Annotated in this window: 25 protein-coding genes; 13 read left to right on the top strand and 12 right to left on the bottom strand. The window is 74.6% G+C overall.

Going from position 1 to position 24,894, the window contains the following annotated elements:
* The first annotated feature begins 5 nt into the window (after positions 1-5).
* From AC1UE5_RS26065 to AC1UE5_RS26050, 4 genes are read left to right on the top strand one after another with little or no spacing between them, the layout of a single operon-like run.
* Positions 6-914, top strand: coding sequence for a carbohydrate ABC transporter permease (locus AC1UE5_RS26065; RefSeq protein WP_482928862.1), 909 nt, complete (start codon positions 6-8; stop codon positions 912-914).
* Positions 911-1,741 (top strand): carbohydrate ABC transporter permease, encoded by an 831-nt coding sequence (locus AC1UE5_RS26060; RefSeq protein WP_482928861.1) that lies wholly within the window; start codon positions 911-913, stop codon positions 1,739-1,741. The genes AC1UE5_RS26065 and AC1UE5_RS26060 overlap by 4 nt, the downstream gene beginning before the upstream one ends.
* The gene (locus AC1UE5_RS26055) at positions 1,738-2,400 is read left to right on the top strand and encodes a hypothetical protein (protein WP_482928860.1); all 663 of its coding nucleotides are present in this window, start codon (positions 1,738-1,740) and stop codon (positions 2,398-2,400) included. Before AC1UE5_RS26060 ends, AC1UE5_RS26055 begins: the two co-directional genes overlap by 4 nt.
* Positions 2,384-4,924: a GH116 family glycosyl hydrolase gene (locus tag AC1UE5_RS26050; protein ID WP_482928859.1), complete on the top strand. Its 2,541-nt coding sequence runs from the start codon at positions 2,384-2,386 to the stop codon at positions 4,922-4,924. Before AC1UE5_RS26055 ends, AC1UE5_RS26050 begins: the two co-directional genes overlap by 17 nt.
* Before the next feature lie 7 nt (positions 4,925-4,931).
* On the opposite strand, the gene AC1UE5_RS26045 is transcribed toward AC1UE5_RS26050, so the two are convergent.
* Positions 4,932-5,795: a sigma-70 family RNA polymerase sigma factor gene (locus tag AC1UE5_RS26045; protein ID WP_482928858.1), complete on the bottom strand. Its 864-nt coding sequence runs from the start codon at positions 5,793-5,795 to the stop codon at positions 4,932-4,934.
* Positions 5,796-5,884: 89 nt separating this feature from the next.
* Between AC1UE5_RS26045 and AC1UE5_RS26040 the strand changes: the two genes are divergently transcribed.
* Positions 5,885-6,355: a carboxymuconolactone decarboxylase family protein gene (locus AC1UE5_RS26040; protein ID WP_482928857.1), complete on the top strand. Its 471-nt coding sequence runs from the start codon at positions 5,885-5,887 to the stop codon at positions 6,353-6,355.
* A gap of 116 nt (positions 6,356-6,471) precedes the next feature.
* Here the strand turns inward: AC1UE5_RS26040 and AC1UE5_RS26035 are convergent, their stop codons facing one another.
* Positions 6,472-7,833 (bottom strand): dihydrolipoyl dehydrogenase family protein, encoded by a 1,362-nt coding sequence (locus tag AC1UE5_RS26035; protein ID WP_482928856.1) that lies wholly within the window; start codon positions 7,831-7,833, stop codon positions 6,472-6,474.
* Positions 7,834-7,998: 165 nt separating this feature from the next.
* Here AC1UE5_RS26035 and AC1UE5_RS26030 point away from each other — a divergent pair, with 165 nt between their 5' ends.
* Complete coding sequence (locus AC1UE5_RS26030) at positions 7,999-8,493, top strand: VOC family protein (protein ID WP_482928855.1); 495 nt, start codon at positions 7,999-8,001, stop codon at positions 8,491-8,493.
* Positions 8,490-8,699: a bleomycin resistance protein gene (locus tag AC1UE5_RS26025; protein ID WP_482928854.1), complete on the top strand. Its 210-nt coding sequence runs from the start codon at positions 8,490-8,492 to the stop codon at positions 8,697-8,699. Before AC1UE5_RS26030 ends, AC1UE5_RS26025 begins: the two co-directional genes overlap by 4 nt.
* A 3-nt stretch (positions 8,700-8,702) precedes the next feature.
* On the opposite strand, the gene AC1UE5_RS26020 is transcribed toward AC1UE5_RS26025, so the two are convergent.
* On the bottom strand, positions 8,703-9,743 hold the full coding sequence (locus AC1UE5_RS26020) for a LacI family DNA-binding transcriptional regulator (protein WP_482928853.1): 1,041 nt from the start codon (positions 9,741-9,743) through the stop codon (positions 8,703-8,705).
* 46 nt (positions 9,744-9,789) lie between these two features.
* On the opposite strand from AC1UE5_RS26020, the gene AC1UE5_RS26015 reads away from it, so the two are divergent.
* A complete protein-coding gene (locus tag AC1UE5_RS26015; protein ID WP_482928852.1) occupies positions 9,790-11,013 on the top strand; it encodes an MFS transporter in 1,224 nt (407 codons plus the stop codon).
* 33 nt (positions 11,014-11,046) lie between these two features.
* Here AC1UE5_RS26015 and AC1UE5_RS26010 read toward each other — a convergent pair whose 3' ends face one another.
* Positions 11,047-11,568 (bottom strand): MarR family winged helix-turn-helix transcriptional regulator, encoded by a 522-nt coding sequence (locus AC1UE5_RS26010; protein ID WP_482928851.1) that lies wholly within the window; start codon positions 11,566-11,568, stop codon positions 11,047-11,049.
* 101 nt (positions 11,569-11,669) lie between these two features.
* Here AC1UE5_RS26010 and AC1UE5_RS26005 point away from each other — a divergent pair, with 101 nt between their 5' ends.
* Positions 11,670-12,617, top strand: coding sequence for an NADP-dependent oxidoreductase (locus AC1UE5_RS26005; RefSeq protein ID WP_482928850.1), 948 nt, complete (start codon positions 11,670-11,672; stop codon positions 12,615-12,617).
* Between the two features lie 22 nt (positions 12,618-12,639).
* Here the strand turns inward: AC1UE5_RS26005 and AC1UE5_RS26000 are convergent, their stop codons facing one another.
* On the bottom strand, positions 12,640-13,107 hold the full coding sequence (locus tag AC1UE5_RS26000; protein ID WP_482928849.1) for a DUF8821 family protein: 468 nt from the start codon (positions 13,105-13,107) through the stop codon (positions 12,640-12,642).
* On the opposite strand from AC1UE5_RS26000, the gene AC1UE5_RS25995 reads away from it, so the two are divergent.
* Entirely contained in the window at positions 13,106-13,480 is a 375-nt protein-coding gene (locus AC1UE5_RS25995) for a hypothetical protein (RefSeq protein ID WP_482928848.1), read from the top strand. The two genes, AC1UE5_RS26000 and AC1UE5_RS25995, sit on opposite strands and share 2 nt — an antisense overlap.
* Here AC1UE5_RS25995 and AC1UE5_RS25990 read toward each other — a convergent pair.
* On the bottom strand, positions 13,477-14,373 hold the full coding sequence (locus tag AC1UE5_RS25990; protein ID WP_482928847.1) for a LysR family transcriptional regulator: 897 nt from the start codon (positions 14,371-14,373) through the stop codon (positions 13,477-13,479). The genes AC1UE5_RS25995 and AC1UE5_RS25990 overlap by 4 nt on opposite strands.
* 74 nt (positions 14,374-14,447) lie before the next feature.
* On the opposite strand from AC1UE5_RS25990, the gene AC1UE5_RS25985 reads away from it, so the two are divergent.
* Together AC1UE5_RS25985 and AC1UE5_RS25980 are read left to right on the top strand one after the other, a co-directional pair.
* Positions 14,448-14,960, top strand: a complete 513-nt coding sequence (locus AC1UE5_RS25985; RefSeq protein WP_482928846.1) for a cysteine dioxygenase family protein — start codon at positions 14,448-14,450, stop codon at positions 14,958-14,960.
* A gap of 12 nt (positions 14,961-14,972) precedes the next feature.
* Positions 14,973-15,605 (top strand): dihydrofolate reductase family protein, encoded by a 633-nt coding sequence (locus AC1UE5_RS25980; RefSeq protein ID WP_482928845.1) that lies wholly within the window; start codon positions 14,973-14,975, stop codon positions 15,603-15,605.
* Between the two features lie 83 nt (positions 15,606-15,688).
* Here AC1UE5_RS25980 and AC1UE5_RS25975 read toward each other — a convergent pair whose 3' ends face one another.
* From AC1UE5_RS25975 to tmk, 4 genes are all read right to left on the bottom strand, one after another.
* Positions 15,689-18,601 (bottom strand): vitamin B12-dependent ribonucleotide reductase, encoded by a 2,913-nt coding sequence (locus AC1UE5_RS25975; RefSeq protein WP_482928844.1) that lies wholly within the window; start codon positions 18,599-18,601, stop codon positions 15,689-15,691.
* A gap of 224 nt (positions 18,602-18,825) precedes the next feature.
* The gene (locus AC1UE5_RS25970) at positions 18,826-19,497 is read right to left on the bottom strand and encodes a hypothetical protein (protein WP_482928843.1); all 672 of its coding nucleotides are present in this window, start codon (positions 19,495-19,497) and stop codon (positions 18,826-18,828) included.
* 62 nt (positions 19,498-19,559) lie between these two features.
* On the bottom strand, positions 19,560-21,197 hold the full coding sequence (locus tag AC1UE5_RS25965) for a coiled-coil domain-containing protein (protein ID WP_482928842.1): 1,638 nt from the start codon (positions 21,195-21,197) through the stop codon (positions 19,560-19,562).
* Positions 21,198-21,206: 9 nt separating this feature from the next.
* A complete protein-coding gene (gene tmk, locus AC1UE5_RS25960; protein ID WP_482928841.1) occupies positions 21,207-21,797 on the bottom strand; it encodes a dTMP kinase in 591 nt (196 codons plus the stop codon).
* 19 nt (positions 21,798-21,816) lie between these two features.
* On the opposite strand from tmk, the gene AC1UE5_RS25955 reads away from it, so the two are divergent.
* Entirely contained in the window at positions 21,817-22,917 is a 1,101-nt protein-coding gene (locus AC1UE5_RS25955; protein WP_482928840.1) for a DNA polymerase III subunit, read from the top strand.
* Between the two features lie 3 nt (positions 22,918-22,920).
* Here AC1UE5_RS25955 and AC1UE5_RS25950 read toward each other — a convergent pair whose 3' ends face one another.
* Together AC1UE5_RS25950 and AC1UE5_RS25945 are read right to left on the bottom strand one after the other, a co-directional pair.
* Entirely contained in the window at positions 22,921-23,718 is a 798-nt protein-coding gene (locus AC1UE5_RS25950) for a GSU2403 family nucleotidyltransferase fold protein (RefSeq protein ID WP_482928839.1), read from the bottom strand.
* A 4-nt stretch (positions 23,719-23,722) separates the two neighbouring features.
* Complete coding sequence (locus AC1UE5_RS25945; RefSeq protein ID WP_482928838.1) at positions 23,723-24,721, bottom strand: hypothetical protein; 999 nt, start codon at positions 24,719-24,721, stop codon at positions 23,723-23,725.
* Between the last annotated feature and the right edge of the window lie 173 nt (positions 24,722-24,894).

Here is a 24,894-nt window from a genome sequence, read left to right as displayed (position 1 = left end):
GGACCGTGGCCACCGACATCGCACATGCCGGCGGGAGAGGAGGGCGCCTGGGTGCACGCCTGGCGCCCTACCTGCTCCTCTCGCCGGCGCTCGTCCTGTTCGTGACGTTCGTCGTCGCCCCGGTCATCGGGGCGATCGCGATCAGCTTCCTGAACTGGAACCTGCTCAGCACGTCGACGTTCGCCGGGCTGGACAACTACGAGCGCCTGCTGCACGACGAGGAGCTGCACAGCGCGCTCGGGCACACGCTCGTCTTCACCTTCTGGTCGATCGTGCTGCACGTCGTCGTCGGCCTCGGCCTCGCGCTCGCGGTCAACCGCCCGATGCACCGCGTCACGCGCTACGTGCTGCGGACCACGTTCTTCTTCCCGTTCCTCATCTCGTGGGCGGCGGCCGCGCTCATCTGGCAGTACGCCCTCGACCCGACCTTCGGCGTCGCGACGTACTACGGCTCGAAGATCGGGCTGCCGGACGACTGGCTGCTGAGCACGTCGCTCGCGCTGCCCGCGCTGATCCTCGTCGACCTGTGGAAGACGATCGGCTTCGCGTTCGTCGTCTTCCTCGCCGGGCTGCAGGCGATCCCCGCGCACCTGTACGAGGCCGCGCGGGTGGACGGCGCGGGCACGTGGCACCGCTTCTGGAACATCACGCTGCCGATGCTCTCGCCGACGATCTTCTTCATCGTCGTCATCAGCTTCATCGGCGCGTTCCAGATCTTCGAGCCGATGTTCATCATGACCCGCGGCGGGCCGGACGGCTCGACGGTGAGCATCGTCCAGTACCTGTACGAGACGGCGTTCCGCGACTTCCAGGTCGGCTACGCGTCGGCGATCGCGATCCTCGTCTTCGTCGTGATCCTGCTCGCGACGCTCGCGCAGTTCGCGCTGCGCAAGCGGTGGGTGTACGAGCAGTGAGCGTCGTGTCGCGCTTCGGCGGGCGGGCCCTGACCGCCCTGATGGTGCTGCTCGGCCTGCTGATGGTCGCGCCGGTGTTCTGGGTGCTGGTGACGTCGGTGCTGCCGGCGGCCAAGCGGTTCGACCTACCGCCGACGTGGATCCCGACCGAGATCGACCTGCACAGCTTCGACCGGGTCTTCGACCTCATCCCGTACGGGCAGATGTTCCTCAACAGCCTGCTCGTCACGTCGCTGATCACGATCGGCGCGCTGACCACGAGCGTGCTCGCGGCCTACGCGTTCGCGCGGCTGGAGTTCCGCGGGCGCGACGGCCTGTTCGTGCTCTTCCTGTCGGGCCTGATGGTCCCGCAGCAGATGACGGTGATCCCCGTGTTCATCGCGATGCGCGACCTCGGGCTGGTCAACTCGTACCCGTCGGTGATCCTGCCGTTCCTCGTCAACGCGCTCGGCATCTTCCTGCTGCGCCAGTACATGCTCGGCATCCCGCGCGAGCTCGACGACGCCGCGCGCATCGACGGTGCCGGGCACCTGCGCATCCTGCGCCACGTCATCGTGCCGCTGTCCGGGCCCGCGATCGCGGCGCTCGCGATCTTCCTGTTCCAGACGTACTGGAACGACTTCTTCTGGCCGAACGTCTTCCTGTCGACGCCCGACAAGATGACGCTGCCGCTCGGGCTCGTGCAGCTCCAGGGCGCGCAGGGCGAGAGCGAGGCGGTCGTGATCTTCGCGGCCATCGCGTTGATCGTCGCGCCGCTGCTCGCGCTGTTCCTCGTCTTCCAGCGTGCGCTGGTGGACTCGATCGCCTCGACGGGGATCAAGGGATGAGCCCGGCGGTCATGGGCGACCTGCGGGTCGCGTGGCGCGGGCTGCCGATGCTGCTCGTGGCGGCGCTGCCGCTGCTCGTGGCGGGCGGCGTCGCGGCGGTCGCGGCGGCGTCGGGGAGCTGGCTCGTCGTGGCCGCCGCCGGCGGCCTCGGGTTCGGCGCGGGATGGCAGAGCTGCTGCGACGTGGCGGTGCGCGTGCGCGCGGGCGACGTGCTCGGCCCGCGGGCGCTGGCCGGCGCGGTCGGCGCGGGGCTCGGGCGCGGGGCGGTGCTCGGCGCCGGCCTCGCGGTGCCGGCCATCCTCGCCGTCGCGGCGCTGGAGGCGACGTCGATGCCGGCGGCGGTCCGGCTGCCCGCGCTGTTCTGCGACCTCGTGCTGCTCGGCCTCGCGCTGCTCGGGGCGCCGTTCGCGGGCGCCGCGCAGGCGCTCGGTCTGGCGGAGGGCCGCGGCGCGTGGCGCGCCGGGCTGGCGATCGCCGGCAGCGCGCCGCAGGCGGTGCTGGCGGCGCTGACGCTGCTCGCGGTCGTCCCGCCGGTCGTGATGCTGCTCGGGCCGGTGCCGCTGTGGGCGGCCGCGGGCCCGCTCGCGGTCGTCGCCGCGGGTGTGGCGGAGCGCGTGGCCGACGGTGTGCGGGAGGTGCGCGATGCGCGTCAGCGGTGACGCCCGGCGGGCGGTGGCGCTGCCGCTCGGCGGCGTCGGGGCGGGCCAGGTCGCGCTGGCGGCGGACGGCACGCTGCGCCAGTGGCAGCAGCTCCCGCGGCCCAACCACCGGGGCTTCGTGCCCGACAGCTTCTTCGCGCTGCGGGTGAGCGGCATCGAGCCGCCGCTCGACCCGCGCCGGGTGCTGCAGACGGCGCCGGTCGCGCCCGCCGCGGAGCCCGCGCCGAACCAGAGCGACGACGAGGTGCCGGCGCAGAACGCGCCGCCGACCGCGACGTGGCCGGCGATGGCGGCGAGCACGTTCGAGGGCCGCTACCCGTACGCGCGGGTCGGGTTCGACGACCCGGCGGTCCCGCTCGACGTGACGCTCGAGGGGATGACGCCGTTCGTGCCGCTCGACGCCGACGCGAGCGGGCTTCCGCTCGCGCGGTTCGCGGTCGCGCTGCGCAACCGCGGGCCGATCCCGGTGCAGGGCTGGCTCGTCGCGACGCTCCAGAACAGCATCGGGTGGGACGGGACGACGCCGATCGACGGGCCGCGGTGCGGGCTCTACGGCGGCAACGTCAACCGGGTCGTGCGCCGAGGCGACACGACCGCAATCGTGATGGACAACCCGTCGCTGGCCGAGGACGACCCGCGGTTCGGCGAGCTCGCGCTGTGGACGTCGGCGCCCGCGGCGGTGCTCCCGCGCTTCTCGACCGCGGCCGACGCGCTGCGGTGGGCGGACACGCTGAACCTGCAGGGGCCGAGCCAGACGCTCGACTACTCCGAGGCGTCCGTGCGGCGCTCGCTGAAGGAGCTGGTCCCGCGGATGGTCGCGCCGGTCGGGCCGTCGCCGGGCGGGCAGACGTGGGGCGGCGCCCTGGCGCTGCCGTTCGCGCTCCAGCCGGGCGAGGAGACGACGCTCGAGGTCGTGCACGCGTGGTGGCTTCCGGGCCACGACGTCGACTTCGACCAGTTCGGGCCCGAGCGCGGGCTCGCCGGCAGCCGGCTGCGGCTCGGCCGGTGGTCGGCCGACCGGCACGGCAGCGCGCTGGCGGTCGTCGACCGGTTCGACGCCGAGCGCGACGCGCTGCTGGGCGCGTCGGCGGAGTGGGCCGCGGCGACCACACGCAGCGACCTGCCCGACGCGGTCCGCGAGCTGCTCGACGTCCAGGCCGCGCACGTGCGCTCGCCGACGTTCTTCCGCACGTCCGACGGCCGCTTCTACGGCTTCGAGGGCGGGCTCGGCGCGTCGACGCGCAACTGGAACGGCGACGTCGGCGGCTCCTGCCCGCTCACGTGCACGCACGTCTTCAACTACGAGCAGGCGCTGTCGCGGCTGTTCCCGTCGCTGGCGGTCACGCAGCGCGAGGTCGAGCTGCACCACGTGCTCGGGCCGGACGGCTCGCTCCCGCACCGCGTCGTGCTGCCGCTGTGGATGCCGCAGCTGCACGGCCAGCCGATCGGCGGGCCCTCCGAGCCGGCGCTCGACGGGATGCTCGGGGCCGTGCTGAAGACCTACCGCGAGGCGCGGCAGGGCGCGGGCCTCGACTGGCTGCGCGAGCAGTGGGAGCCGCTGCGCCGCCTCATGGCGCACGTCACCGCGACGTGGGACACCGAGGGCGACGGCATCCTGCGCGGCCGCCAGCCGGTCACCTACGACATCGACCTGCACGGCCCGAACATGTTCGTCGGCGGGCTGTGGCTTGCCGCGCTGCGCGCGATGGAGGAGATCGCGAGGCTGCTCGGGGACGGCGGCCTCGCGGAGGGGTACGCCGCGCGGTTCGCGGTGGCGTCGGCGGCCTACGACGCGCTGCTCTTCAACGGCGAGTACTACGCGCAGCCCGACACCGGCGCGGCCTACGACTTCGGCGCCGGCTGCCTGAGCGACCAGCTCCTCGGCCAGTGGTGGGCGCACCAGCTCGAGCTGGGCCACCTCCTGCCGGCCGAGCACGTGCGCAGCGCGCTGCGGGCGCTCGTCACGCACAACCTCCGGCGCGGGTTCCGCGGGTTCGAGCACGGCTACCGCGTGTTCGCCGACGCGGACGACACCGGCCTGCTCGTGTGCACGTGGCCGCGCGGCGGGCGCCCCGAGGTGCCGGTCCGCTACTGCGACGAGGTGTGGACCGGCGTCGAGTACCAGGTCGCCGCGCACTGCCTCATGGAGGGCCTCGTCGACGAGGGGCTCGAGCTGGTCGAGGCGGTCGCGGGCCGGTACGACGGCACGCGCCGCAACCCGTACAACCACCTGGAGTGCGGCGACCACTACGCGCGCACGCTCGCGGGCTGGTCGGTCCTGGAGGGCCTGACCGGCCTGCGCTACGACGCGCTGCGCCGCCGGCTCGCCGTGGCGTCGCGACCCGGGACGTTCCCCTTCGTGGCCGGCTCGGGCTGGGGGACGATCGCGGTCGCCGCCGACGGCGCCGTGACGGTCGCGTGCTCGGGCGGTGTGGTCGACGTGGACGTCCTGGCGGTCGACGGGCGCGAGCGCGCGTTCGGCGGCGCGCTCGCGGCTGGCGACTGGCGCGTGGTCCGCGCGTAGGCGGCGCTCAGGCGACCGCGGACAGGTCGAGCGCGGCGACCCGAGCCGGGTCCGCGAGGATGTCGAGCGCGACGATCCGGTCGCCGGCGATCTCCACCGCCATGACCGAGAACGGGCGGCCGTCGCGGAACGTGACGGCGCCGGGGACGCCGTTGACCAGGGCGCGGCGCATCTGGAGCGTGCGGTCGCGGCCGAACATCCGCGCCTGCCCGGCGACGTTCTCCGCGCCGCGCAGGAGCTGCACGGCGCCCGGGCCGAGGTCGGCGCGCAAGACGACGTCGGGGTCGAGCACCGCGAGGAGGCCGGCGAAATCGCCCTCCCGCCCGGCGGCGTGGAAGGCGTCGAGGATCTCGCGCCGGCGCGTGCGGTCCGCCTCGTCGCTGGGCGTCCCGCCGCGCACGCGCCGGCGCGCGCGGCTGGCGAGCTGGCGGGTCGCCTCGGGCGTGCGGTCGAGCAGCGTCGCGATGTCGCCGAACGGGACCGCGAAGAGGTCGTGGAGGACGAACGCGACGCGCTCGGCCGGCGACAGGGTCTCGAGCACGACGAGCAGCGCGAACCCGACGCCCTCGGCCAGCTCGGCCTCGGCGTGCGGGTCGTCGGCGGCCGTGACGACCGGGTCCGGGACCTGGTCGACGAGCTCCTCCCGCCGCGCGGCGCGGGCGCGCAGGACGTTGAGGCACACGCGCGAGACGACGGTCGTCAGCCAGCCGCCGAGGTTGTCGATCGTCGCCGGGTCGGTGCGGCTCAGGCGCAGCCAGGTCTCCTGCACGGCGTCGTCGGCCTCGGCCTGCGAGCCGAGCATGCGCTGGCCGATCGCACTCAGCCGGGCGCGGTGCTGCTCGAACTCCTGGGCCAGATCGATCTCGGTCATGTCGATGTCACGTTCCTCGTCGGGGGTGGGTCATGGGGGTGACCCGCCCACGCCGTGTCGTGTGACACGGCCTTCCGAAGGAGAGCATCATGGAGACCACCGCCCTCGAGTCCCGCACCGGCCACCCGGTGTTCCTCGTCCCCGGCGCGATGGAGGCGCTCCAGGCGCTGCACAAGGCGATCTCCCGCGTCCGCGTGTCGCCCGGCCTGCTCGAGCTGATGAACCTCCGCGCGAGCCAGATCAACGGCTGCGGCGTCTGCGCCGTCCAGCACCCGAAGATCGCCCGCAAGCTCGGCGAGAGCGACGACCGCCTGTTCGCGGTCGCCGCCTGGCGCGACGCGCCGTTCTTCACCGAGGCCGAGCGCGCCGCGCTCGCGCTCACCGAGTCGCTGACCCGCATCGCCGACAGCGCCGACCCGGTCCCGGACGAGGTCTGGGACGAGGCCGCACGGCACTTCGACGAGCAGGAGCTGGCGGCGCTCGTCCTCTCGATCGCCGGCATCAACGTCTGGAACCGCGTCAACGTCGCGACGCGTCAGGTCGCCGGTCAGGAGTGGTGACCGGCTCCGCGGCGGCCGGCGGCTCGGACGAGCTGCCGGCCGCCCTGCGGAGCCAGCGCTTCAGGAGGGCGGCGAGCGCCTCGAGCCGGAGCGTGTCGTCGGGGAACACGGCGAGCTCACCGCCCCGCGACCGGCACCGCCGCGCCGTGCGGGGCGACCGCCTCGCGCAGGACGCGCAGCGCCTCGACGAAGATCTCCGAGAACGTGGGGAACGGCTGGATCGTGTCGCGGAGGACGTCGAGCGGGACGCGCGCGCGGATCGCGAGCGTCGCCTGCTGGAGCCACTCGCCCGCCTCCGGCCCGAGCGCGTAGGCGCCGGTGAGCCGCTCGCCGTCGCTGAGCAGCGTCAGGAAGCCGTTCGACTCGGCGTACGCGTGCGTGTAGGTGGCGGTCTTGGCGACCTCGGCCAGCCGCGCGGTCGCGCTGAACGGCGCGTCGGTGGCGCCGACCGCCGCGGCCTGTGGGTCGGTGAAGACGACGCGCGGGACGGCCTCGTAGCTCGCCTCGCGCGGCTCGCCCAGGATGTTCGCGGCGACGACCTCGCCCTCGTACTTGCCGACGTGGGTGAGCGGCCAGACGCCGGTCACGTCGCCGATCGCCCACAGCCCGTCGCCCGCGCTGAGCCGCGCGTCGACCGGGACGCCACGCGGGTCGGGTGTGATGCCGACGGTCTCCAGGCCGAGGTCGTGCACGCGCGGCCGGCGGCCGGTCGCGACCAGCAGGCGCTCGCCCCGGACCGTGCGGCCGTCGGCGAACGTGAGCACGTAGTCGCCGCCGTCGCGGTGCGCGCGGGTCGCCGTGGCGCCGGTGACGATGGCGATGCCGTCGCGGGCGAGCGCGTCGGTGAGCGCGTGGCCGAGCGGCGCGGCCTCGCGGTCCAGCACGCGGTCGGCGTTGGTGACGAGCGTGACCTCGCCGCCCAGCCGGCGGGTGGCCTGGGCCAGCTCCACCCCCGCCGCGCCGGCGCCGAGGACGACCAGGCTGCGCGGGACCTCGGTCATGCTCGTCGCCTCGCGCGTTCCCCACACGCCCTCCAGCTCGCGCAGGCCGTCGACCGGCGGGACGAACGGGTCGGCGCCGTTGGCGAGCACGACGTGCTCGGCGGTGTGGCGCACGCCGTCGACGTCCACCGCGCCCGGGCCCGCGAGCCTGCCGTGGCCGCGCAGCAGCGCGATGCCGTGGTCGGCGAGCCAGCGCTCCTGCCCGGCGTCGGTGTGGCCCGAGACCATGTAGTCGCGCCACGCGAGCGCGCCGGCGACGTCCACCTGCGCGCTCGCACCCGCGTCGCGGGCGGCCTGGACGGCCTCGCCCGGGCGCAGCAGCGACTTGGACGGGATGCACGCCCAGTAGGAGCACTCGCCGCCGACCAGCTCGCGCTCGACGACGGCCACCTTCAGGCCGCCCGCGGCCAGCGCGCCGGCCGTGTGCTCGCCTGGCGAGCCGCCGCCGAGCACGATCACGTCGTAGTCCTTGCTCATCGCTGACCTCCGTCGGTTGGGGGGGACGGGGACAGCGTGCGCCGCTCGGGGGCCGCATCGCACCCGGGGATGCCCGGGTCCAGACCCGGGAGTGCACGGGTGCGAGTGGATCCGCGGCGCGGCAGGGTCGGTCCACGAACGTCCCACCCTTCCGATGGAGGCACCATGAGCGGCAGCGCCACGCAGGACACCACCACCGTCCCCGAGACCCGGGTGCGGGACATGAAGCTCGAGGTCGTCGTGCTCCCCGTCAGCGACGTCGACCGGGCGAAGGAGTTCTACCTCGGCCTCGGCTGGCGCGAGGACGCGGACCTGGCGACGAGCGAGGACTTCCGCGTCGTGCAGCTCACCCCGCCCGGCTCGCCGGCCGCGATCATCTTCGGCACCGGCGTGACGAACGCCGCGCCGGGGTCGGTCGAGAGCCTGATCCTCGTCGTCGACGACGTCGAGGCGTCCCGCGCCGAGCTCGCCGCGCGCGGCGTCGACGTGAGCGAGGTCTTCCACGACGAGGGCGGCATCTTCCACCACGCCGGCACCACGGCCCGCGTGCCCGGTCCGGACCCGGAGCGCCGCTCGTACGGCTCGTGGGCGTCGTTCGAGGACCCCGACGGCAACGGGTGGCTCCTGCAGGAGATCACCACGCGCCTGCCCGGGCGGTGAGCGCGGTGGACGTCGCCGCGCTGGCCGAGCTGCTGCGGGAGACGGCCGAGCACCACGACGCGTTCGAGAAGGCGACGCCGGCCCACGACTGGTGGGACTGGTACGCGCCGTACCTCGCGGCGCGCCAGCGCGGGGCGTCCCCGGAGGAGGCCGAGGTGGCCGCGGACGCGTACATGCGCGACACGCGGGGCGTCGTCCGCGCCTGACGGTCAGCCGGGCGGGGCGGCGCGGGCGGCGCCGGTGGAGCCGGTGGCGCCGGTGGAGCTGCGGCGCACGAGCCGCCACGCCACGTCGCCTTCGACCGCCTCGCCCAGCGCGATCCGGGCGCACCGCGCGCCCTGGTCGCGCAGCGACTGCGCGACGGTCGTGAGGCCGGCGGCCGCGGCGGCGTCCGAGTCGTCCCACCCGGTGACGGCGATCTCCGCGCCGGCGCGCGCCGCGGCGTGCAGGACGCCGATCGCCAGCTCGTCGCTCATCGCGGCCACCGCGTCGGGCGGGTCCGGGCCGGCGAGCAGGGCGGCCGCGGCGTCGTGCGCGGCGGCGGCGGTGTTGCGGGCGCAGACCGCGACGCGGACGTCGTCCCAGCGGCCCCCGCGGTCCTCCCACGCGGCGCGGTAGCCCTCCAGCCGCTTGCGCGTGACGCGGAACCTGGCCGCGGCGGGGTCGGGACCGGCGACCGTGCCGGTCGTCCGCTCGCGGTCGACGGGGAAGCTCACGACGGCGGGCCTGGCGGCGTGCGCGAAGGCCTCGGCGGCGACCGCCCGGGCCGCCGCGCGGTCGTCGGCGGCGACGAGCGGGAGTCCCTCGCGTTCGGGCCCGCCGTGGATCGCCGCCGGGCGGCCCGTGGCGGCGATCGCGTCCACGACCGGGTCGTCGTCGGCGGTGGTCCAGACGACGAACCCGTCGACCGCCGCGTCCGCGATGCGCTCGCCGTCCTCGGGCGCGCCGGTGAGCGGGAGGATGGTGAGCGCGAGCCCGTGCTCGACGCAGACCTCGGCGACGCCGGCGAGGAACCGCGCGGCCTGCGGGTCGTCGAACGCGTACGTCAGGTGCTCGCCCAGCACGACGCCCAGGGCGCCCGCGCGACCGCGGCGCAGCGAGCGCGCGACGGGGTGCGGCCCGGGGTAGCCGAGTTCGCGCGCGGCGGTGCGGACCTTCTCGCGCGTGGCCTCGGAGACCCGCTGCGGCTGGGCGTAGGCGTACGACACGGTCATGGCCGAGACCCCCGCCGCGCGTGCGACGTCCGCCATCGTGGGTCGCCGTTTCGGGACGATCGTGTAAGGATACACCTGGACTGTGTATCGGTACACAAACCTGCGGGCATACGTCGTGTTCGCGGCGTTCGGCGCGTTCTGGGGAACGTGGGGCGCCTCGGTGCCGGCGATCCGCGACCAGACCGGCCTGTCGGAGGGGGAGCTGGGGACCGCGCTGCTGTGCGTCGGGGCGGGCGCGCTGCCGGCGATGCCGATCGCGGGGCGTGCCGTCGACCGCTGGGGCGACCGCGTCGCCGCGACCACGCTCGTCCTGCTCGGCGTCGCGGGCGTGGCAGTGGCGCTGGCCGCGCGCGATCTCATGACGCTCGCGGCGGGACTCGTCGTGCTGGGCGCGACGTCGGGCGCCGCGGACGTGGCGATCAACGCGACCGCCTCGGCGGCCGAGCGCACGACCGCCCGCCCGGTCCTCACCCGCGCCCACGGCGCGTTCTCCGCGGCGGTCGTGGTGTCCAGCCTCCTCGCCGGCGCCCTCCACGGGGCCGACGCGCCGCTCGCGCTGCCGTTCGTCGTCGCCCTGGCTGTCGCGGCCCTGGCGGCCGCCGCGCTCGTCGCCACGGCCACGCCCGCCGCTGCCGATCGCCCCGCCGCTCCGGGTCGCCGCCCCGCTCCTCCCGCCGTCGCGCTCCCGCTCACGGCGCTCCTCCTCGCCGGCGGCCTCGGCGCGCTCGCGTACGCGGTCGAGAACGCCCACCAGAGCTGGGGCGCGGTCTACCTCGCCGACGTCCTCGCCGCCGATCCGGCGGTCGCGGCGGCCGGGCCGGCGGTGTTCGCGGGCGTCGCCGCGGTGAGCCGGTTCGCGGTCAGCGCGGTGCGGCTCGGTCCGGTGGTCCTCGTCGTCGCCGGCGCGGGGACGGCAGCCGGCGGCTCGGCGCTCGTGGCGGCCGCGGGCTCGGTGCCGGTCGCGCTCGCGGGTCTCGCGCTCGCCGCGGCGGGGACCGCGGTCGTGTTCCCGACGCTGCTCGCGGCCGCCACGGCCCAGGTCGGCGAGGGCGCGCGCGGCCGCGCGACGTCCGTCGTCACGACCGTCGCCTACCTCGGCTTCCTCGCCGGCCCGGCTTACGTCGGCGCCTGGGCCGCGGCGACCAGTCTTCCTGGCGCGATGCTCGCGGTCGCCGGCCTCGCCGCGGCGCTCGCGCTCCTCACCCCACCCGCAGCCGCCCGGATCCGGGCCGCCGGACTCGCAGCCCGAGCTCCGGCCGGGGCTCCGGCGCCACCGACGGAGCGCGCGCGAGCGCGTGGGACCTGACGCCTCGGAAGCGGCGCTGAGCGACGGCGACGCTCAGCGCTTGCGCGTGCTGCCGCCGGTGCGGCGCCGTGCGGCCGAGCGCGGCGGGGTGGAGCGCATGTGGTCGCGCACCGGCCCGAGCAGGGCGGCCAGCGCCTCGACGTCGCGGTCCGACAGCGGGTCGAACAGGAGCTGGTTGATGACCTCGATGTGGCCGGGGAACACGCGGGCGAGCCGCTCGCGCCCGGCCTCGGTGATGGTGACCGTGACGCTGCGCTCGTCGTCGGGCGAGGGGGAGCGCGTGACCAGCCCGGCCTTCTCCAGCAGCCCCGCCTGGTACGTCAGGCCGCTGCGGCTGTAGACGACGCCGTCGGCGAGGTCGGTCATGCGGTGGCTGCCGTCCGGCTGGTCGCCGAGCCGGGCCAGGAGCTGGAACTGGACGTAGCTCAGGTCGCCCGCCTCGCGCAGCTGCTGCTCGACCGCGTGCTTGAGCAGGCTCGACACCTCGATCAGCGCGAAGTACGCGCCGAGCTGGGCGGGGTCGAGGGTCGCCGGCCGGTCGTCGTCGGAGGGCATGCCCAAGATCGTACTTGCTTCGAATTCGAAGCGGTGCTACGTTGGTCGCCATCAGGTGCTTCGAATTCGAAGCACACGGTCCGATCAGAGATGAGCAAGTCATGAAGGCAGTGCGTTTCCACGAGTACGGCGACACCGACGTCCTCCGCTACGAGGACGCCGAGACGCCGGTCCCCGGCGCGGGCGAGGTCCGCATCCGCGTCGCCGCGACGACGTTCAACCCCGTCGACGACGGCATCCGCGGCGGCTACCTGCGCGAGGTGTTCCCGGTGACGCTCCCGCACGTGCCCGGCATCGAGGTCTCCGGGACGGTCGACGCGCTCGGCGAGGGCGTGGACGGCGGCCTCGCGGTGGGCGACGACGTCATCGGGTTCCTGCCGATGGTCGCCGCCGGCGCGTCCGGCGAGTACGTCGTCGCGCCGGCCGAGGTCCTGGCGCCCGCGCCGGCGAGCATCCCGCTCGCGGACGCCGCCGCGCTGCCGATGGTCGGCCTCACCGCGCGGCAGGCGCTCCTCGACGACGCCGGGCTGACGGCCGGTCAGCGCGTCGTGATCAACGGCGCCGGCGGCGCGGTGGGCGGCTACGCGGTGCAGCTCGCCAAGCGGGCCGGCGCGCACGTCATCGCCACCGCCAGCCCGCGGAGCGCCGAGCGCGTCCGGGCCGCGGGGGCGGACGAGGTCGTCGACCACACCACCACCGACCTCGCCGCGGCGGTGGGCGAGCCGGTCGACGTCCTGCTCAACCTCGCCCGCATCGCGCCCGAGGATCTGGCCGCGCTCACGGCGCTGGTCCGCGACGGCGGCGTCGTCGTGAACACGGTGCCGACCATCCCGACGCCGGCCGACGAGGCCCGCGGCGTGCGCGCGGTCGGGGTGTTCGTCCGCAGCGACGCGGCGCAGCTGACGGAGCTGGCCGACATGGTCGACCGCGGCGAGCTGCGCGTCGAGGTCGCCGAGCGGGTCCCGCTGGCCGAGCTCGCGTCGGTCCACGCCCGCGCCGCCGCGGGTCAGCTGCGCGGCCGGACCGTCGTCCTCGTCGCCGCATCCTGACCGCGAGACCGAGCTGGCCGGGTCAGTGCTCGTGCTTGATCACGAAGAACGAGCCGCGGATCGTCCCGGCCAGCTTGGACTTCTGGCGGGCGAACTTGAACCCCGCCGCTTCGAGCTCCTCGGGGATCTCCATGCCGTCCGCGAGCTTGAAGCCGACCGCCCGCTTCCCGGCGGGGTCGAGCGCGTACATGACGTTGATCGCCAGGCCGCTCTCGTAGAAGACGTACGCGAAGCGGATGCCGTCGACCTCGAAGGCCGAGGCCTCGAGCGGCCGCGAGGCGATGACCAGGTCCCGCTCCTCGGCGAGGATCCGGTGCACCCACTCGACCGTCTCGGCGGCCTCGCTCGCCGGCTCGACGGTGAAGACGTGGTCGTACTTGTTCTTGAAGTACCGCGCCTCGTTGGCGCGCAGCCCGGCCAGCGCGTCGGCGTGGGGCGACGAGTCGAGGCCGGCGGTCGAGACGGTGGCGAAGTCCACGGTGGAGGTCATGGACGCGAACCTACGCGGCCGTCCTCCGCTGGGCTTCTCGAATCCTGACGACTTCCTCGCCTGCCTCATCACCGGCCTCGCGGCGCCAGCTGCCGTCGCCGCCGCCGTGACCGGTCACCTCCCGCCCGCGGCAGCCCCCGCCGTCCTCGCCGCGCTCCTCGCGCTCGGCCTGCTCCTCAGCGTGCCCGCGCGGCTCGCTCCGCCGGACCACCGCGAGCCGGTTCGCCTGAAGGTCAAGGCGTCCGGCGAGGACGCGCGCGACGTGGCCGTCGCGGTCGCCGGCGCGCGCGTCGCGCTGTGGCTCGGCCGCAAGATCCTCGCGGTGGAGTGGCTCCTGCTCTCGTGGCTGACGCTGCGCCGCGTGCGCGCCTAAGCGGGCCGCTGTGCGGAGGCGGTTGCCGTGGCGGCCGCCTCCGTCAGCGCCTCCACCAGCGCGGCGGTGGCGGGCGGGTCGGGCGGCTCGCCGTAGGTCGCCGCGTAGATGTGGCGCTTGATGTCCGGCAGCTCGGTCGCGACGACGCCGTCGATGTGGTGGGCGAGCAGCGACAGCCCGGTCTGCGTCGCGACCCCGAGCCCGGCGGCCACCCATGCCTGCATCACGACCATGTCGTCGGAGCTGTAGGCGATGCGCGGGTCGAACCCGGCGTCGGCGCACACCGCCAGCAGGTGCCCGCGGCACCGCTCGCACCCGGCGATCCACGTCGCGTCGCGCAGGCTCGCCAGCCCGCCCTCCTCCGGTCGCGTCGACAGGACGTAGACGGCGTCGTCGAGGAGGTGGTGGAGGCGCACCTGCGGCGGCTCGGGCTCGGTGTCGTCGTAGCGGAAGATGATCGCGACGTCGACCTTGCCGGTGCGCAGCAGCTCGAGCGCGTCGCCGGGATGCGTGTCGGTGAGCTGGATCTCCAGGCTCGGGTACCGCGCCGCGAGCGTCGCCACCGCGGCGGGGACGAGCGACCCGTTGGCCGACGCGAACGCCGCCAGCCGCACGCGGCCCGCGTTGAGGCCGACGTGGGCGGAGAGCTCCGCGCCCGCGGCGTCGATGCGGCCGATGATCTCGGCGGCGCGGTCGGCCAGCAGCTGCCCGGCAGGCGTGAGCCGGATGCCCCGCCCGACGCGCTGCAGGAGCTGCGCGCCCGTCTCGGCCTCGAGCCGCGCGAGGTGGTGGGTCACCGACGGCTGCGAGTAGTGCAGCTCCCGCGCGGCGGCGGTGACCGAGCCGTGGCGTGCGACGGCGTCGATGACGCGCAGCCGCCTGACGTCCAGCATGGATCAACCCTATCTATCGGTCACCGTCGAAGTTGGCATTGGACGTATGGGCGCGCCGTCGGGAAGCTCGACGCATGCCTGCCACCGAGATCCGCTCCACCAGCCGGCTCGGGCCGCTCGTCGCCGGTGTCCGCGCCGCCGTGGACACCCACGCCGACTGGGCCGAGACCGCCGGGCTCGTCGCCGACGAGCTGCGCCGGCACCTGCCGACCCCGGACGTCCTGACCGCCGAGCAGCGGCTCGGCTCGCCCGACGACTACGTCGCCCACGTGCTGCACGTCGAGCCGGACGGCTCGTTCTCGATCGTCGCGCTCGTGTGGCGGCCCGGCCAGGTCACCCGGATCCACGACCACGTCACGTGGTGCGTCCTCGGCGTCATCCAGGGCGTCGAGCGCGAGGAGCTGTTCGACGCCGACCTGCGCCTGATCGGCCGCAGCGAGAACCACGTCGGCGACGTCGGCGGCTTCGCGCCGCCCGGCGACATCCACCGCGTCCGCAACACCGGCGACACGACCGCCATCTCGATCCACGTCTACGGGACCGACGTCACCCGCGTCGGCTCGTCCGCCCGCCGTTACTACGACTGAAGGAGCCCGGCCATGTCCCTCGCACGCGTCCACAACTTCGCGATCTCGCTCGACGGCTTCGGCACCGGGGAGGGCCAGAGCCGCGACCTGCACTTCGGCCACGCCGGCGACCGGCTGCACCAGTGGATGTTCGCCACCCGCTGGTGGGAGCCCGGCGGCAGCGGCGGCGTCGACGACGCCTTCGTCCAGCAGCACGATCCGGGCATCGGCGCGGAGATCATGGGCGCGGGCAAGTTCGGCCACCCCGGCTGGCACGAGGAGCCCGACTGGCGCGGCGCGTGGGGTCCGAACCCGCCGTTCCACACGCCGGTCTTCGTCCTCACCCACCACGTCCGCCCGCCGATCGAGATGGAGGGCGGCACGACCTTCCACTTCCTCGACGCATCGCCGGCGGAGGCCCTCGAGACGGCCCGCGAGGCCGCGGGCGGCAAGGACGTTCGCATCGGCGGCGGCCCCACGGTCGTCCGCGACTTCTTCGCCGCGGGCCTGATCGACCACGCCCACATCGCCGTCGTGCCGATCCTCCTCGGCCGCGGCGTGCGACTGTGGGACGGCCTGGAGGGCGTCGAGCAGGACTACGCCGTCGAGGCGACGTCCTCGCCGAGCGGGGTCACGCACGTCACGTTCACCCGCTCGGCGCGCTGACGCGCCGCGCGGGCCGCCCCCGAGAACGGCGAAGGGCGCCCGACGGGCGCCCTTCGCTCAGCTCTTGCGGTGTGGCTGGAGGATCAGCCGCAGCCGGTGGTGCTGCCGCAGGACGAGCACGTGTAGCACGAGCCGGTCCGCTGCATCATGCCGCCGCACTGGCTGCACGCCGGGCCGAGGTCGAGGCCCACCATGCGGGCCGGCACGACCGGCGGCGTGTCGGTCAGGGCCGACGCGGCCGGGACCGTCGTGGCCGGCTGGGAGCCCGCGACCGTCGGGAGGCCGGGGGTGCCGGCGGCGGCCTGCGGCTTCGCGGCGCCGTTGCCGTTCGTCGGGGCCGGGGTGGCCGGGCCGGCGGTGTCGGAGGAGATCGACAGCGCGGTGTCCTGCGCCATCTTCTTCGCCCGCACCTCCTGGGTCATGATCCCCAGCTCCTCCTGCGTGTCCGCGTCGAGGAAGCGCGAGGCGAGCCAGCGCATCATGTAGTCCGGCATCGACTTCGCGAACGGGATCTCCGGGTTCTGGGTGATCCCTTCCGGCTCGAAGCGCATGTACGCGAACTTCTGCACGAGCGTCTCGAGCGGCACCCCGTACTGGAGCGCGATCGAGATCGCCGTCGCGAAGGAGTTCATCATGCCGCGGAGGGTCGAGCCCTCCTTGCCGACGTCGGTGATGAAGATCTCGCCGACGGTGCCGTCCGGGTACATGCCCGCGGTGATGTAGCCCTCGTGGCCGCCGATCGAGAACTTGTGCGTGATCGACTGCCGCTCGACCGGCATGCGGTTGCGCGACGGGGCCAGCTCGAGCTTCGTCTTCGTCACGGCCTCGAGGACCGCGGCGTCGAGCTCGGCCTTCGTGTACTCGGCGCCCGGCTTGGCCGGCTCGTCGCTCTGCGCCTCGGTGCGCAGCGCCTGCGCCGTCTTGGAGCCGTCGCGGTAGATCGCGAGCGCCTTGACGCCCAGCCGCCACGCCTCGGTGTAGGCCTCGGCGATGTCGGCGACGGTGGCCGTGTTCGGCAGGTTGACCGTCTTGGAGATCGCGCCCGACAGGAACGGCTGGACCGCGCCCATCATCTTGATGTGGCCCATGTGCGAGATCGCGCGGTCGCCGACGGCCACGTCGAACACGGCGAGGTGCTCCTCGGCCAGGCCCGGGGCCCCGACGATGGTCGCGTTCTCGTTGACGTAACGCTCGATCTCGACGATCTGCTCGTCGGTGTAACCGAGCGTCTGCAGCGCCATCGGGATCGTGCGGTTGACGATCGTCATCGTGCCGCCGCCGACGAGCTCCTTGAACTTCACGAGCGAGAAGTCGGGCTCGACGCCGGTGGTGTCGCAGTCCATGAGGAACGAGATGGTCCCCGTCGGCGCGAGCACCGACGCCTGCGCGTTGCGGTAGCCGAACGCCTCGCCGGCGTCGACCGCGTCGTCCCACACGCGGCGCGACGCTTCGAGCAGGGCGGTGTCGACGGTCGCGGCGTCCGGGATCGCGTACGACGCGTCGCGGTGCATCCGCATGACGCCGTTGTGCGCGTCGCGGTTCTCGGCGTACTTCTCGTACGGCCCGAGCGCCGCGGCGATCTTCGCCGACTGCAGGTACGAGCGGCCGGTCATGAGCGCCGTGATGGCGGCGGCGGCCGCGCGGCCCTCGTCCGAGTCGTACGGCATGCCGTTCGACATCAGGAAGGCGCCGAGGTTGGCGTAGCCGATGCCGAGCTGGCGGAACGCGCGGGCGTTCGCGCCGATCTCCTCGGTCGGGTAGCTCGACGGGCCGACGATGATCTCCTGCGCGAGGAAGACGATGTCGACGACGTGCTCGAAGGTCTCGACGTCGAACGAGCCGTCCGGACGGCGGAACTTCATGAGGTTCAGCGACGCGAGGTTGCAAGCCGAGTCGTCGACGTGCATGTACTCCGAGCACGGGTTCGAGGCGTTGATGCGCCCCGAGTTCGGGCTCGTGTGCCACTGGTTGATCGTCGTGTCGTACTGGATGCCCGGGTCGGCGCAGCGCCAGCCGGCCTCGGCCATCGCGTTCATGATGTCCCGCGCGCGGACGGTCTCGACGACCGAGCCGTCGGTGCGGGCGATCAGGTCCCACGTGTCGTCGTTCTCGACGGCCTGCATGAACTCCTCGGTGACGCGCACCGAGTTGTTCGCGTTCTGGTACTGGATCGACTGGAAGCCCTCACCGTCGATCGACATGTCGAAGCCCGCCTTGGCGAGGGCCTCGGCCTTGTCCTCCTCCTTGGCCTTGCACCAGATGAAGTCGAGGATGTCGGGGTGGTCGACGTCGAGGACGACCATCTTCGCCGCGCGGCGCGTCTTGCCGCCCGACTTGATCGTGCCGGCCCACGCGTCGGCGCCGCGCATGAAGGAGACCGGGCCCGAAGCGGTGCCGCCCTTGGACAGCTGCTCCATCGAGCCGCGGATCTTCGACAGGTTGATGCCCGAACCCGAGCCGCCGCGGAAGATGCGCCCCTCGCGCGTGTTCCAGTCGAGGATCGACTCCATCGTGTCCTCGACCGAGAGGATGAAGCAGGCCGAGCACTGCGGCTGCTCCTCGAAGCCCACGTTGAACCAGACCGGCGAGTTGAACGCCGCCATCTGGTGGAGCAGGATGTGCGTCAGCTCGGCCTCGAACGTGTCGCCGTCCTCGACCGAGGCGAAGTAGCCGCGCTGACGACCCCAGTCGGCGATGGTGCCCGCGACGCGCGAGATCATCTGCTTGACGGAGGACTCGCGGGCCGGCGAGCCGAGCTGGCCGCGGAAGTACTTCTGGGAGACGATGTTGGTCGCGTTCTGCGACCACGAGACCGGGAACTCGACGTCCTTCTGCTCGAAGGCGACGCGGTCGCCGTGGCCGATGCGCGCGTCGCGCTTCTCCCACTCGACGGCGTCGTACGGGTGCACTCCCGGCTGGGTCAGCAGCCTCCGGACCGACAGGGGCTGACCAGGAGCCGTGTCCTGGATGAGTGCGGTCTGCGGGGTGGCTGCCATTCCGGGGTTCTCCTTCTTCCTCTGGTTGCGTCGCCAGGAAGATCCGGCGCCGTCGATGACCTGCAAGAGCGGGTCATGGAGGGTCGCTCGCGGCTCGGATGGAAAAGCGCCTCGCGAGCCTCAGACCCCGCAAATGAGGAGAAAAAACGTGAACGAGACCTTGCAGACCAGTTTACGACGGCGCGCGACTTCGTGACAGAAGTGCGCAGGAGGTGCGCAGGGACTCAGGAGCGGCGCGGGCGCCCGCCGCGGAGCCAGTCCGTGAAGTCCGCCCAGGTGCCGCTGACGTGCCAGCCGGACTCGGCGAGCGCGTGGCGCCAGCGGGCGAGCCAGACCGGGTCCCACGCGAAGAAGCGCGCGAGGCCCCAGACGAGCAGGAGGAGCAGGACGAGCGCGCCCGCGGCGATGCCCGCGATGGCGCCCGGGGGCAGGTCGTCGTCGTCCTCGTCCGCGGGGGTCGTCGCGGCCGCGTTGGCAGCCGTGTCCGTCGCCGGCGGGGTGGTGGTCGCGGGCGGCGGCGTCTGCCCCGCCGCGGCGGGATCCGGCGTGGTGGGCGTCGTCGGCGTCGTCGGCGTCGTCGCGGTGGTGGCGGTCGTCGCGGTGGTCGCGGTCGTCGTCGCCTCGATCTGCGTGCCGGCCTCGTCGTCGTCGCAGCCCTCGGACGCGGTCGCGATCGCCTGGTCGAGCGCCGCCGGGAAGCCGGGCGCGAACTGCCCGATGTCGCCCGGCATCTGCTCCTTGGCCTCCTGGAGCTTCGGGCCGCCGTGGTCGCACGCGGTGATGCGCTCGTCGCTCTGGTAGTCGGCGAGCACGTCGTCGAAGGCGTCGGCGTGGGCGCCCGCGGGGAACGCGAGGAGCCCGGCCAGCGCCGCGGTCAGGACCGTCCGGCGGAGCATGACTGGCCGCAAGCTAGCAGTGCACGGGCGCCACGACGCCCGGCACGAACGGTGCCGACGGGCTACGGCGAGACCGCGACCGACAGCACCGCGAAGATCAGCAGCGCGACGCACAGCAGCCCGACGAGCAGGAGCGCGACGCCCGCGAACCGCTCGCGCGGAAGCCACCGCGGCTGCGGCGGGGCGAGCGCCAGCGGCACCGCGGGCGCGGCGCCGGAGGGGGCCTCGTCACGGTCGGTCACCTCGGGGAGGTCGAGCGCCGGCAGCTCGACGGGCTCCGCGACGTCCTCGGTCGCCTCGCGCAGGCGCTCCTCGAGCAGCGCGACGTGGTCGTGGAACGCCGCGAGCTGGCCGTCGCGCTCGTCGAGCAGGGCGTCGCGGGCGGCGAGGGCCTCATCGCGCGTGGTGACCTCCACGTGGAGAGCCTCGACCTCGGCGTCGCGGGCAGCGAGCGCCTCGTCGCGCGCGATGAGGTCGGCGCGAAGGGTCTCGAGCTCCGCGAGCGCGTCGTCGCGGGCGGCGACGCCCGCACGGAGCGCGTCGAGCTCCGCGCGCACGGTGGCGAGGTCCGCCCGCGCCACGGCGGCCTCGTCCTCCCGCGCGACGAGGTCGGCCCGCAGCGCCTCGATGGTCGCGTCGCGGTCGGCGACGTCGGTGCTCTCGCGCGCCGCCGCGAGCGCCACACGGACCTCGTCGAGCTCCGACCGCGCCGCGTGCGCCGCCTGCTCGGCGCCCTGCCGCGCCGCCTCGACCCGCTGCAGCTCGCGCTCGATCTCCTCCAGCCGCGCGACGGCCTCCTCGGACGCGGTCGCCCGCTCCGTCGCCTCCGCCAGCCGCCGCTCGAGCTCGCCGATCCGCAGCGCCGCGCGCTCGGCGTCGCCGGCCTCGGACAGCGCCGCGGAGAGCGACGCCTCCAGCTCGGTCACCCGCCCGCGCGCGCGGTCGAGCCGCTCCTCCAGCGTCTCCGCGGCCGCGCGCGCCTGGTCGCGCTCGCGCGCCGCCCGGCCCGCCTGCCGCCAGGCCTCCTCGACGTCCTCCGCGCGCGACTCGGCCTCGCGGCGCGCCTCCTCGGCCTCGTTGACTCGCCGCCGCGCCGCGCGCACCGCCTCCGCCGCCTCGGCCCGCGCGACCCGCGCGGCCTCCTCGAACGGCTCGGCCCGCGCCGCGCGCTCCTCCGCCGCCTCGCGGGCCGCGACCTCCCGCCGCACCCGGGCGATGGCCTCGTCACGGAGCCGGTCGAGCTCGCGCCGCATGGCCGTCAGCGCCGCCTCGGCCTCGGCCGCCAGCGCCTCGGCGGCCGCCCGTGCGCGCTTCTCCTCCTCCAGCCGCCGCAGCGTCTCCGCGGCGTCGGTGGGGCGCGTGGAGACCGGGCGCTTGCCCGAGGCCGGCTCGGGTCGCTCCAGGTCGAACAGGTGGCGGCCCGTCTCGAGCGCGAACGCCATCCCGCGCGTCTCGACCAGGTCGCGCGGGACCGAGAACGCGGCTCGCCAGCGCGGCCCGTCGGGGGCGGCGAGCGGCGCGGCCTCGTCGGGGCCGGGCAGGGGCGCCAGACGGTGCGTCCGGCGGCCGTCGTCGAGCACGAGCAGCGGCGGGGACAGGCGCTCGCGCTGGGGCGCCCGCCAGTGGCCGGAGATGCGCAGCAGCGCGGTGTCCGGCGTCGCCGAGACCGACTCGAACCGCTCGACCTCGAACTCAGGCACGCGCGGAGTCTAGGTGCGGCGGATCGCCGAGAGCGCCTGCGCCAGCACGTCGGCAGGATCGCGCGAGGCATCGAGCACCCGGAACCGCTCCGGCTCGGCCCGCGCGAGCGCGTCGTAGGCATCCGCGATCGCCTCGAAGAACGCGGGGTCCTCGCGCTCCAGCCGGTCCTTGCCGTCGCCGCGCCGCTCCTGCCGTGCCGCCGCCTTCCACGTGTCGAGCCGCAGCAGCAGCGTCAGGTCGGCCTCCAGGCCGTCGGTCGCGAAGCGGTTGAGCTGCCGGATCGCGTCGACGCCCAGCCCGCGGGCGGCGCCCTGGTAGGCCAGCGACGAGTCGACGAACCGGTCGAGCAGCACCGTCTCGCCCGCGTCGAGCAGCGGCCGGACGCGCTCGGCGACTAGCTGCGCGCGCGCGGCCGCGTACAGGAGCGCCTCCGCGCGCGGCGCCACGGCGAGCTCGGGGTCCTTGACGAGCGTGCGGATGCGCTCGCTCAGCTCGACCCCGCCCGGCTCGCGCAGCAGCGTCGCGCCCAGCTCCTCCGCCAGGCGCTCCGCCAGCGTCGTCTTGCCGGCGCCGTCGATGCCTTCGATGGTGATCAGCACGGTCGTAGGATCATGTCGGGTGAGCGCCCTGGCCGGCATCGAGCAGCATCCCCACGCCGCCGCGGTGCTCGCCGGCGACCCCTCGCACGCGTACCTGTTCGCCGGCCCCGCGGGGTGCGGCAAGGAGGAGATCGCGCGCGGGTTCGCCGCCCGGCTGCTGAGCGAGGGCGCCGCCGATCCGGACGGCGCGGCGGCCCGCGTCATGTCCGGCGCGCACCCGGATCTGACCTGGATCACGCCCACGTCGTCGGCCGGCCTGCTGGTCGGCGACATCGATCAGGCGGTGGTCGCCGCGGCCACCCACACGCCGTTCGAGTCGCGCCGCCGCGTGTTCGTCATCGAGCACGCGGACGCGCTCAACGACCAGGCCGCGAACAAGATGCTCAAGACGCTCGAGGAGCCGCCGGAGTACGCGCACCTGATCCTCCTGACGTCGCGCCCGGGCAAGGTGCTGCCGACCATCGCGTCGCGCTGCCAGCAGGTCCGGTTCGCGGTGCCGACGCCGGCCCAGGTGGCGGCGCGGCTGGAGCGGCAGGGCGTCGCGCCGGAGCTGGCGCTGGCGTGCGGCCGGCTCGCGCTCGGCGACGTCGACCGCGCGCTGCGGCTCGCCCTCGGCGACGGCCCGGCGCTGCGGCACGGCGCCGAGAAGCTCGCCCGCGCCTGCCTGGCCGACGACCTCGTCGACCGCCCGTGGGTGGCCGTGCTCCAGCGCGCCCGTGACCTCGGCGCGAAAGCCGCCGACGAGATCGAGGCGCGCACGGCCGAGGAGGTCGAGCTCGTCCCCAAGAAGGAGCGCAAGCGCGTCGAGCGCGAGGGCGCCGAGCGGGGCAAGCGCGCGTCGCGCCGGGCGATGCAGGAGGCGCTGGACCAGGGGCTGGAGCTCGTCGGCCTGTGGCTGCGCGACGTGGCCTGCGTGGCCGACGGCGCGGAGGAGCTCGCGCACAACGCGGACCGCCTGGACGTCCTGCACGAGGACGCCGAGGGCCGCTCGTCCGGCGCGCTGCGCGCCGGGCAGGAGCACGTCGAGGAGACGCGCCGCCGGCTCGACCTCAACGTCAGCGAGGAGCTGGCGCTGGAGCAGCTGGCGTTCCGCCTCGCCGAGACGCTCGGCCAGCGGTAGTCGTCAGCCGATCGCGGCCACGAGGTCGCCGGCGAGCGCGGAGCACGCCGCGCTCACGAACGCGGGATCGCCGACCAGTGCTTCCGCCCGTCCGGCCATCATGGCGCCAAGGCCCGTCGGCCCCACGGCGAACAGCTCGCGCAGGTGCTGCAGCCCGATGTGCGTCGCGTCGCCGGCGAGCACGTCGGCCGCGAGCGACCGGAGCCGGCTCGCCAGCACGCCGGTGTCGCTCGCGACGAGCAGTCGATAGACGTCGTGCGCGTCCTTGTCGAGCAGCCGATCGACGTCGCTCTGCCGCTCGCCGAGCTTGTGGAGCTTCGCGACCAGCAGCGCCGCCGGGCCCGCGACGCTGATCGTGGCTTCCCGGGCGTCTCCAGGAGCCAGGGCCCCGACGCGCATCGGCGCGTGGTCCACGACCGCCGCCTCGAGCCCGGACGTGCGGCGGGCGGCGTGACGCCCGTGTGGCGGGATCCGCGCGCCGCGACGACCGCCGTCGCCCGCGAGCGCCGCAGGAACCAGCAGATCGACCGGGATGCCCGACGGCGACAGCCAGCGGCCCGGTTGCGGGTGGTCGGGGTCCCGCCGGAAGCCTGCGTCTCCCATGGCTGCCTCGACCAGCGGCGCCTCGGCGAGGCGCCGCGGATCCAGTGCGAGGTCGCTGTCCCTGGTGGCTTCGGCGAGCGCGACGGCCGCGCCGCCCGTGTGCAGGTAGATCGCCTGGGCGCCGATGAGCACGAGGGCATCGCGCTGATCGGCGAGCGCGACGAGCGCGTCGAGCAGCGCCGACCGCGCGGCCGCCATCAGGTCAGCGTCGCCAGGCCCGTTCATCGGCTTCCATCCAGTCGAGCAGCGCTTCGGCCTCGCTCGGTGCTCGGCCCGGTCCGGTGAGCAGGTCGACCGCGACCTGACTCGGGGCGGCGAGTCGTAGTCCGTCCCGGGCCACCGCGCGCTCGAACACCACGTCGTACGTGGTCTCGGCAAGGACGACGTTCGCTCCATGGGCGACCGGTCGGAGATCGAGGCGTTTCGCGGCGGCGTCGAGGTCCCGGACGTAGAGCGAGGCGAGCCGCGCGGGCGCGTACGGGGCGAAGCGTTCCGCGGCCAGAGAACCGGTGACGACGTACCCCAGACCCTCCTCGGCCGCGAGTCGCCGCTCGAGCGCCGGGAGCCCGCGCGGTTCGAGGAACGTCCCCAGCCTGTCGGACGAGGAGAGCCCGTAGTCCCGGCTCCACCGCTCGAGCAGCGCGCGCCAGCGGACGTCCGTGATGGGCCCGTACCGGTTGCGCGTGAGCAGCTCCTCCTCCTCGAGCAGCCCCACGACGCGGTACGTGGCGCCGGTGGACGCGCCCGCGCGTGCGGCCAGCTCGGGTGCCGTGTACGGCGGGGCGAAGTCGATCAGCGCGCGAACGACCCGTGCCGCGGCCGGCCCCTGCAGCGTTGAGCGGGGACGCCCGGGGCCCCGCCACGGGTCGCGGTCATCGCCGCGGTCGTGCAGGAACACTGCCGGGCGGTCGGCGCGGACCAAGAGGTTCCCGGTGGCGTCCGCGTAGCCACTGCCTCCGGCCGCGATGCGTTCGCGGGTGGCGGGCGCGAGGTACCGCGCGACGAGGAGCGTCGTGACGCCAGAGCCCGCACGGCCGGTCGCCGCCACGCGGAGCGCCTCGAGGGCGAACGGGACCTCGCGTGTGGCGATGAGCCGCTTCACCTGCACGAGCACGGTCAGCATCTCTCCGTCCGGTGCGTGGATCGCGATCTCGGCATCCACGCCGGCGTCGGCGGGCGAGGACACGACGGCGAGCTCCATCGACCACGGAGATGGGAGGCGACCGCGGAGAAGGTCGAACGCGCGGCGGAGGAGCTGCGACTCGGACGGCGCGGCGGGGTGAGGCGCGGAGCGCGGCACGATGCGCATTGTCACCGCATCTTTCGTGAAATACAAGACTTCCGCTCGTACCGGAACCCCGGATTAGGTAGAAA

It is taken from the genome of Parviterribacter multiflagellatus (assembly GCF_056863265.1).
Note: the sequence above shows the minus strand (reverse complement) of the source record. Positions and strands in the feature narration are given on the sequence as shown.

Excerpts from the sequence above, each read along its gene's own strand:
- AC1UE5_RS26055 (WP_482928860.1), top strand. The coding sequence starts at position 1,738 with ATGAGCCCGGCGGTCATGGGCGACCTGCGGGTCGCGTGGCGCGGGCTG.
- AC1UE5_RS26050 (WP_482928859.1), top strand. The coding sequence starts at position 2,384 with ATGCGCGTCAGCGGTGACGCCCGGCGGGCGGTGGCGCTGCCGCTCGGC.
- AC1UE5_RS26045 (WP_482928858.1), bottom strand. The coding sequence starts at position 5,795 with ATGACCGAGATCGATCTGGCCCAGGAGTTCGAGCAGCACCGCGCCCGG.
- AC1UE5_RS26040 (WP_482928857.1), top strand. The coding sequence starts at position 5,885 with ATGGAGACCACCGCCCTCGAGTCCCGCACCGGCCACCCGGTGTTCCTC.
- AC1UE5_RS26035 (WP_482928856.1), bottom strand. The coding sequence starts at position 7,833 with ATGAGCAAGGACTACGACGTGATCGTGCTCGGCGGCGGCTCGCCAGGC.
- AC1UE5_RS26030 (WP_482928855.1), top strand. The coding sequence starts at position 7,999 with ATGAGCGGCAGCGCCACGCAGGACACCACCACCGTCCCCGAGACCCGG.
- AC1UE5_RS26020 (WP_482928853.1), bottom strand. The coding sequence starts at position 9,743 with ATGGCGGACGTCGCACGCGCGGCGGGGGTCTCGGCCATGACCGTGTCG.
- AC1UE5_RS26010 (WP_482928851.1), bottom strand. The coding sequence starts at position 11,568 with ATGCCCTCCGACGACGACCGGCCGGCGACCCTCGACCCCGCCCAGCTC.
- AC1UE5_RS26005 (WP_482928850.1), top strand. The coding sequence starts at position 11,670 with ATGAAGGCAGTGCGTTTCCACGAGTACGGCGACACCGACGTCCTCCGC.
- AC1UE5_RS25995 (WP_482928848.1), top strand. The coding sequence starts at position 13,106 with ATGGACGCGAACCTACGCGGCCGTCCTCCGCTGGGCTTCTCGAATCCT.
- AC1UE5_RS26000 (WP_482928849.1), bottom strand. The coding sequence starts at position 13,107 with ATGACCTCCACCGTGGACTTCGCCACCGTCTCGACCGCCGGCCTCGAC.
- AC1UE5_RS25990 (WP_482928847.1), bottom strand. The coding sequence starts at position 14,373 with ATGCTGGACGTCAGGCGGCTGCGCGTCATCGACGCCGTCGCACGCCAC.
- AC1UE5_RS25985 (WP_482928846.1), top strand. The coding sequence starts at position 14,448 with ATGCCTGCCACCGAGATCCGCTCCACCAGCCGGCTCGGGCCGCTCGTC.
- AC1UE5_RS25980 (WP_482928845.1), top strand. The coding sequence starts at position 14,973 with ATGTCCCTCGCACGCGTCCACAACTTCGCGATCTCGCTCGACGGCTTC.
- AC1UE5_RS25975 (WP_482928844.1), bottom strand. The coding sequence starts at position 18,601 with ATGGCAGCCACCCCGCAGACCGCACTCATCCAGGACACGGCTCCTGGT.
- AC1UE5_RS25970 (WP_482928843.1), bottom strand. The coding sequence starts at position 19,497 with ATGCTCCGCCGGACGGTCCTGACCGCGGCGCTGGCCGGGCTCCTCGCG.
- AC1UE5_RS25950 (WP_482928839.1), bottom strand. The coding sequence starts at position 23,718 with ATGGCGGCCGCGCGGTCGGCGCTGCTCGACGCGCTCGTCGCGCTCGCC.
- AC1UE5_RS25945 (WP_482928838.1), bottom strand. The coding sequence starts at position 24,721 with ATGGAGCTCGCCGTCGTGTCCTCGCCCGCCGACGCCGGCGTGGATGCC.